The following is a 7,341-nucleotide window of genomic DNA, read 5'->3' as shown; positions in this document are numbered from 1 at the left end:
AGAGTGTACGGCGGGTTTGAGCGCGTCTGATCGACGGGCGTGAGAAAGTTGGAAGCGGTTGGATTTGTTCAGGAGTTTTCGGGATGCGCCGGGGATCTACGCTGCTCTATCCCCGTCCGCGCGTCTTCTCCCTTCCCGTTGGCGGATGGGGGAAGGGCCGGGGTTGGTGGGTGCGGCGGTCAGGCTTGAAACGGCGGTGCGGGTTGAACGCGCGGAGTCACCCCCATCCCAACCCTTCCCCCATCCAAGGGGGAAGGGCTTTAGCTGCGCCTTCCGCGCCTCTACGGATTTGAAACCCAGGCTGCCCAGGCGTAAACCGACCGCATGAACGCGCACGTCTCCCCCGAATCCGCCGCGCCGGCCGCCTCCGCCGACGAAACCTGGACCGTCGCCGGTCGCACCTTCCGCTCGCGCCTGATCGTGGGCACGGGCAAATACAAGGACTATGCGACCAACGCCGCCGCCGCCCGCGCGGCCGGGGCCGAGATCGTCACCGTGGCCGTGCGCCGGGTGAACCTGACCGATCCGAGCCAGCCGCTGCTGGTCGACTACATCAAGCCGACCGAGTTCACCTATCTCCCCAACACGGCGGGCTGCTTTACGGGGGAGGACGCCGTGCGCACCCTGCGCCTGGCGCGCGAGGCCGGCGGCTGGGACTTGGTCAAGCTGGAGGTCCTGTCGGACCCCAAGACCCTGTTCCCGGACATGGAAGAGACCCTGCGCTCGCTGAAGCTGCTGGTCGCCGACGGCTTCCAGGTGATGGTCTACTGCTCGGACGACCCCGTCTACGCCAAGAAGCTGGAAGAAGCCGGCGCGGTGGCGATCATGCCGCTGGGCGCGCCGATCGGCTCGGGCCTGGGCATCCAGAACCGCGTCAACCTGAGGATCATCGTCGAGAACGCAGGCGTGCCCGTCCTGGTCGACGCCGGCGTCGGCACGGCCTCGGATGCGGCCATCGGCATGGAACTGGGCTGCGACGCCATCCTGATGAACACCGCCATCGCCGAGGCCAAGGACCCGATCCGCATGGCCAAGGCCATGAAGCACGCGGTCATCGCCGGTCGCGAGGCCTATCTGGCCGGCCGGATGCAGAAGCGTCTGTACGCGGATCCCAGCTCGCCGCTGGCGGGGCTGATCTAGGAATCCACGTAGGGTCGTCATCCCGGAAAGCGCGCAGCGCTTATCCGGGACCCAGGAGACTGGGCGAGGCGACGAGGTTCCCTTCCGGGCGGCGGCCAGCGCGTTGCGGTCGCCCCTGGGTCCCGGCTCTGCGCTGCGCTTCGGCCGGGATGACGAGTGAGTGGCTGGGGGAGCCTGCCGGTTCAGCACTAGCTGAAAACGGCCCCCCTCCGGCGCTTCGCGCCACCTCCCCCAGAGGGGGAGGATTTTGGGCGTCAGGCCTTGAAGTCGACCAGCACGCCCTTCTTTTCCTCGGCCTGCTGGGTGACCTCGTCCTTGATCATCTGCATGATCTTGTCTTCCAGCTTTTCGCGTTCCTTGGGGTCCATCGCCGCGACCTCCTCCTCGGTGACGCCGAGCTTGCCGAGGATGGCCGCGCGCATCTTCTCGGCCGGCGACTTGGCGGCGTAGTCGTACAGTTCCTGGCGGGCCGAGCCGTCGCTGACGCCCGAGAAGGCGGGGGCGAAGGTCGAGGTGGCGCTGTCGACGCGGCTGGCCGCGTTCGCCGACATCGTCGCCCAGGGATTGGAACCGGAGATAAGCATGTGAACTCCCGCCGCTGATCTGGCGGGAGGTGCAAAGCAAACGCCGTGCAAGCAGGGCTGGCACGGCGGTTTCCAAAGATATCAACATGTTGCGGCGACGTGTCGCGGGGGCGGCGAGCCGGGGCGCGGCAAAGCTTGCCGCGCCGTTTCAACCGCCGGGCGATCCTTGCCGCCCGATCGGCCGGAGCGTCAGCCCTTCTTCTTGGCCGCGATGCGGGCTTCCTCGATGGCCAGCTTCAAGGCCTGCATGTCGGCGCCGGGGATCATCTTGTCGCCGACGATGAAGGCCGGGGTGCCTTCGATGTGCAGCGCCTGGGCCAGGCCCTGGACGTCCTGCAACTGCTGGGTGACGGCGGCGCTGGCGCCGTCGGCGCGGGCCTTCTCGACGTCGACGCCGGCGGCCTTGGCGATGCGGGCGATGGCGGCTTCGTCGAGGCTCTTCTCGGTCATCATGCCCTTGTAGACGGGCAGGGTCTTGCCCTGGGCCTGGGCGCCGATGGCCATGCGGGCGGCCAGTTCGGAATCGCGTCCGAAGATCACGAACTCCTTGAAGACGAAGCGGATGTCGGGGTTCTTCTCGATGATCTCGAGCACCTGCGGCGCGGCGATCTTGCAGTAGCCGCACTTGTAGTCGAAGAACTCGGTGACCGTGATCGTCCCGTTGGGATTGGCCACGAAGTCACGCGGATCGCGCTCGATGGCCTGGCGATGCTTGGCGATCGCGCCCTGCGACTTGGAGGCGGCCTGGGCCAGCTGCTTCTCCTGCAGCTTGGCGCTGACCTCGAGCAGGACCTCGGGGTTTTCCAGCAGATAGGCGCGGACCTTCTTTCCGAATTCCTCGTCGCTTTTGGGCTGGCTGCAGGCGGCCATGCCGGTCGTCAGGACGAGGGCGGCGGCGGCCAGGGCGAGGGGACGGCGAAAGGGCATTCGGATCTCGGTCTCAGCTCGGTCTCAGGGGGAATCGGCGATCAGGGATTGGACGCCGTCAGGCCTTCCTTGGCCAGGGCCTTGAGGTCCTGGTCGCTGGGGCGGGAGGCCAGCACGATGTCGGTGGCGCGCCGCCAGTCGGGCGTGTCCTTCTTCAGGAGCTCGCGGGCGCGCATGGCGAACACCCGGGCTTCCTGCACGGCGCCCAGGTTGAAATACTGCTCCGCGGTGGCCAGACGGGCCTCGCCGTCCTTGCCCTGCTTGTCGTAGGCCTGGGCCATCAGGCGCCAGGCGACGGCGTTGTCGCCCTCGTTGATGAGGGCGCGCTTCAGTTCGGCGATGCCTTCCTCGATCTTCTTGGGATCGTCGAGGCCGATCAGGGTCTGGCCCAGATTGATGCGCAGCAGGGCCGCGTCGGGCTTCAGCGCCACCGAGCGGCGCTGGGGCTCCTCGGCCTGGGCCACGCGGTTGAACTCGAACAGGATCTGGCCCTTGAGCTCCCAGAGGTAGGGGTTCCTGTCGTTCTCGGCGATCAGGTCGTCGAGGATCTTCAGGGCCCGGTCGGGCTCCTTCATCTGGTAGTAGGCGATCGAGCGGGCGTAGCGGGCCGGGAAGCTGCGGTCGGTCTCGCGGTACTTGATCAGGGCCGTCTGGGGATTGATGAACCCCTCCAGCTTGGCCTTCATGATCTCGTGTTCGGCCAGATCGTCGGGGCTGTCGACGGCGTCGTAGTGCGGCAGGCGCTCGACCTTGGCCCGCAGGGCCTCGATGCGGTCGGACGACAGCGGGTGGCTGCGGAAGTACGCAAAGCGCCGCGACTGGTCGAAGACCTCCTGGTAGCGGAAGTTGTCGAAGAACTCGACGAGGCCGCGGCCCGACTGACCGGTGGCCTCAAGGAAGTTGGCGCCGGCCTGGTCGGCGCGCGATTCCTGCTCGCGGCTGTAGCCGAGGGCCCCCAGGGTGCCGAAATAGCTGGCGTTGCCCATCAGCACCGCGCCGGCGTCTGGCGCGCCGGCCAGGGCCGCCAGGACGCCCAGGCCCATGGTCAGGATCATCGGCTTGAGCCCGGCCTTCATCATCTCGTCTGAGCGAAGCGGGTGGGCGCCGGCCAGGTGGCCGGTTTCGTGGGCGATGACGCCCTTGAGCTGGTTGGGGGTCTCGGTCTGCAGGATCAGGCCGGTGTTGAGGCCCATCATCAGGCCCTGGGTGGCGAAGGCGTTCAGTTCCTTGTCGCCGACCAGCAGGATGCGGACCGTCTTGGGATCCAGGCCGGCCGCCGCGTAGATCGGGTCGGAATCGCGGTGCAGGATCTCTTCGATCTCGGTGTCGCGGATCAGCGACAGGCCCTGGGCGTTGGCCGCGATCGGGGCGGCTGCGGAGGCCAGCAGGGCGAGGGCGGAAAGGCCGGCGCCGAACGTCTTGCCGACGGTCCTCTTGCGGGACGTCATCGATGGTCTCCTGGTCGCGCCCCCGCGCCGTCCGGCAGTCTAGCGCGCAGGAAGCGCGGCTGGAAATCGCAAGGGCGTGGCTTGTCTAGGAGGGGATATAGGCGCGAACCGCGGCGACGCCATGGCGCCGCCGCGGTCCTTTGCTGTCTGATCAGCCGCGACGCCACCAGCCGCGCTTGGGCTGGGCCGGCGGGGCGCCGATCTCGTTCGGATCGGGCTCGGCGGCCACGGGGGCGGGCTCGGGCTCGACCGGCGCCGGGGCGGCTTCGACGACCTCGGCGACCGGCTCGGGGGCCGGTTCCGGAACGATCTCGACGTCGGCGGCGACGATCGGGGTGTCTTCGACGACGGCCTCGACGACAGGCTGGGCGGCCGGTTCAACGACCGCTTCGACGGTTTCGGCGGCTTCGACCTCGGCCTTGCGGCCACGGCTGCGCGAGCGGCGCGGCTTCTTGGTCGGGGCGGCTTCTTCCGGCGTCGGCAGCTCGACCCAGACGTCGGCGGGCGGGCCTTCGATCACCGGCGGCTCGAGCACCAGCGGAGCGACGTCCTCGACCTCGACCGGAGCGATCGGGGTCTCGGCGGCCGGCTGGCGATCGCGACCGCCGCGACGACGCTCGCGACGCTCAGAGCGCTCGGGACGCTCGCTGCGTTCCGGACGCTCGGCGGCCTCGGGGCGTTCCTGGCGCTCGCCGCGGTCGCGACGGCCTTCGCCGCCACGGGCTTCGAGGGCTTCCGGATCGTGCCAGACATAGGGGTTGTCGCCGAACGGAACGCGCGGACGGTTCCAGACATAGACGTCGGCGGCGCGATCGCCGTCCTCGCGACCCCCGCGGCGACCGCCGCGACGGCCACGGCGGCGGCGGCGGCGGCGCGAATCCTCGTCGTCGCCGTCGGCGTCGGCGTCCGCCTCGGCGTCGAACTCGGCGCCTTCGGCTTCGTCGGCAGGCTCGTCCGAGGTCTCTTCGTCACGACGGCCGCGACGGCGGCGCTTGTTGTTGCGGCGACCGCCGCGATCGTCGTCCGAGCGGGCCTTGCGGGGCGCCTCGTCCTCGTCTTCGTCCTCGTCGCCTTCGTCGGAGACGATTTCTTCTTCCTCGTCTTCGTCCTCGTCGTCGAAGACTTCGTCGAACACGGGATCGGGCTCGTAGGCGATGGCCGGCGGCGCGATGCGGTCGCCCAGCTCGGTGCGCTCGATCTCGTGCTCGGCCTGGCGCAGGCCGTCGTCGACCAGCACGGTGACGAACACGCCGTGGTTCAGCTGCAGGCGCTGCAGGTAGCCGCGCTTTTCGTTGAGGATGTAGATGCCGACGGCGCGGCTGACCTTCAGGGTCACGGCGCCGCTGCCCTTGAGGGCCTCGACCTCGACGCCGCGCAGGGCGGCCAGGGCGCTGGATTCGACCGAGCGGACGCGGCCGGTGCCTTCGCAGTGCTCGCAGACGTGGGTGGTGCCTTCCAGGACGCCGGTGCGGCGACGCTGGCGGCTGATCTCCATCAGGCCAAAGCCCGAGATCTTGCCCATCTGGATGCGGGCGCGGTCGTCCTTGAGGGCGTCCTTGAGGACCTTCTCGACCGTGCGGTTGTTCTTGGCTTCATCCATGTCGATGAAGTCGATGACGATCAGGCCGGCCAGGTCGCGCAGGCGCAGCTGGCGGGCGGCTTCCTCAGCCGCCTCGATGTTGGTCTTGAGGGCCGTGGCCTCGATGTTGCGCTCGCGCGTGGCCTTGCCCGAGTTGACGTCGATGGCGACGAGGGCCTCGGTCTGGTTGATCACCAGGTAGCCGCCCGAACGCAGCGGGACGACCGGCGAGTAGATCTGCGCCAGGTGGTCCTCGATGCGGTTCTTGACGAACAGCGGCGTGGCTTCGCGATACGGGAAGACCTTCTTGGCCTGGCTGGGCATCAGCATGCGCATGAAGTCGCGCGCTTCGCGGTAGCCGGCCTCGCCCTCGACCCAGATGCCGTCGAGGTCCTTGTCGTACATGTCGCGGATGGCGCGTTTGACGAGGTCTTCTTCCTCGTAGATCAGCGCCGGCGCCACCGAGTGCAGCGTGTTGTCGCGGATGTTCTCCCACAGACGCAGCAGGTACTCGTAGTCGCGCTTGACCTCGGCCTTGGTGCGCTTGGCGCCGGCCGTGCGGACGATCAGGCCCATGCCCTGCGGCACGTCCAGGCTCTGCACCACGCTCTTGAGGCGCTTGCGGTCGGTCACGGCCGTGATCTTGCGGCTGATGCCGCCGCCGCGGGCGGTGTTGGGCATCAGGACGCCGTAGCGGCCGGCCAGCGACAGGTAGGTGGTGAGAGCCGCGCCCTTGTTGCCGCGCTCTTCCTTGACGACCTGAACCAGCATGATCTGCCGGCGGCGGATCACTTCCTGGATCTTATACTTGCGCATCAGGCGGCGCTTGCGGCGCGCCAGTTCCTCTTCGACGTCGTCTTCGTCGTCGTCGACGGCGTGATCGTTGGCGTCGTCCTCGTCCTCGCCGCCGGTGGCGCGGCGCGAAACGGGGGTGTCGTCCTCGTCGTCGTGCGAATCATCGCGCATCAGCGCTTCGCGGTCGGCGACCGGGATCTGGTAGTAGTCCGGGTGGATCTCGTTGAAGGCGAGGAAACCGTGGCGGTTGCCGCCGTACTCGATGAACGCAGCCTGGAGGCTGGGTTCAACGCGGGTCACCTTGGCGAGATAGATATTTCCACGAAGTTGTTTGCGGGTCTGGCTCTCGAAATCGAATTCTTCAACCCGCGAACCGTCCACGACCACCACACGCGTCTCTTCGGCGTGGGCGGCGTCGATCAACATCTTCTTCGACATACAGGGAATCTCCACGGCGCGCGGCGGGCGCGAGGCCCGGGCGCCGATATGAAAGGAGGGCGCGCGCATCGCAGACCGCGACTTCGCCGGAGCGAAGTTCGAAGGGCGGTTGCCAGAGGCGATCGGGTGCGGCGCAGCCCATGGGGTTTCGTTTGTTTCCTTTGACGCGCCGGGTGGCGCGGATCGGATGACGCGTCGTCGCCGGGAACGGCCAGGGCCCGACGCGGGCCCTTTTGGGCTTTGGCCGTCGAGACATCCGCCCCGCGCCGACCATCGCCCGCAAACTCCAAAGTCCGGCGGTCCGGCATGAGGGGCGCTATGGACGCGTCCGACATTTGGGAACCGCTCACGCAAAGCGCCATGTCTGACGACGTCGCTCCGCGCACGGCGCCACTTTAGCAACATCGGAAGACAAATGAAAAGCGCCGTG

At 68.2% G+C, this 7,341-nt stretch carries 5 protein-coding genes and 1 pseudogene; 2 read left to right on the top strand and 4 right to left on the bottom strand.

What is annotated here, in order from left to right:
• The first annotated feature begins 324 nt into the window (after positions 1-324).
• Positions 325-1,140: a thiazole synthase gene (locus tag ACODR1_RS20040; RefSeq protein WP_488882029.1), complete on the top strand. Its 816-nt coding sequence runs from the start codon at positions 325-327 to the stop codon at positions 1,138-1,140.
• Positions 1,141-1,158: 18 nt separating this feature from the next.
• Positions 1,159-1,300 (top strand): annotated as a pseudogene (locus ACODR1_RS20035) (hypothetical protein); the annotation flags it as partial.
• A gap of 94 nt (positions 1,301-1,394) precedes the next feature.
• Here the strand turns inward: ACODR1_RS20035 and ACODR1_RS20030 are convergent.
• From ACODR1_RS20030 to ACODR1_RS20015, 4 genes are all read right to left on the bottom strand, one after another.
• A complete protein-coding gene (locus tag ACODR1_RS20030) occupies positions 1,395-1,724 on the bottom strand; it encodes a hypothetical protein (RefSeq protein WP_488882028.1) in 330 nt (109 codons plus the stop codon).
• Positions 1,725-1,913: 189 nt separating this feature from the next.
• Positions 1,914-2,651 (bottom strand): DsbA family protein, encoded by a 738-nt coding sequence (locus ACODR1_RS20025; RefSeq protein ID WP_488882027.1) that lies wholly within the window; start codon positions 2,649-2,651, stop codon positions 1,914-1,916.
• 41 nt (positions 2,652-2,692) lie between these two features.
• Positions 2,693-4,099, bottom strand: a complete 1,407-nt coding sequence (locus ACODR1_RS20020; RefSeq protein ID WP_488882026.1) for a M48 family metalloprotease — start codon at positions 4,097-4,099, stop codon at positions 2,693-2,695.
• Positions 4,100-4,250: 151 nt separating this feature from the next.
• Positions 4,251-6,911 (bottom strand): Rne/Rng family ribonuclease, encoded by a 2,661-nt coding sequence (locus ACODR1_RS20015; protein WP_488882025.1) that lies wholly within the window; start codon positions 6,909-6,911, stop codon positions 4,251-4,253.
• Between the last annotated feature and the right edge of the window lie 430 nt (positions 6,912-7,341).

The sequence above is a fragment of the Caulobacter sp. FG7 genome, assembly GCF_057808875.1.
The sequence above is the reverse complement of the archived record's forward strand: the minus strand, read 5'-3'. Positions and strand labels throughout refer to the sequence as shown.

What these genes read in the sequence shown, in the direction of transcription:
- ACODR1_RS20025 (WP_488882027.1), bottom strand. Translation starts at nt 2,651, where the DNA reads ATGCCCTTTCGCCGTCCCCTCGCCCTGGCCGCCGCCGCCCTCGTCCTG.
- ACODR1_RS20020 (WP_488882026.1), bottom strand. Translation starts at nt 4,099, where the DNA reads ATGACGTCCCGCAAGAGGACCGTCGGCAAGACGTTCGGCGCCGGCCTT.
- ACODR1_RS20030 (WP_488882028.1), bottom strand. Translation starts at nt 1,724, where the DNA reads ATGCTTATCTCCGGTTCCAATCCCTGGGCGACGATGTCGGCGAACGCG.
- ACODR1_RS20015 (WP_488882025.1), bottom strand. Translation starts at nt 6,911, where the DNA reads ATGTCGAAGAAGATGTTGATCGACGCCGCCCACGCCGAAGAGACGCGT.
- ACODR1_RS20040 (WP_488882029.1), top strand. Translation starts at nt 325, where the DNA reads ATGAACGCGCACGTCTCCCCCGAATCCGCCGCGCCGGCCGCCTCCGCC.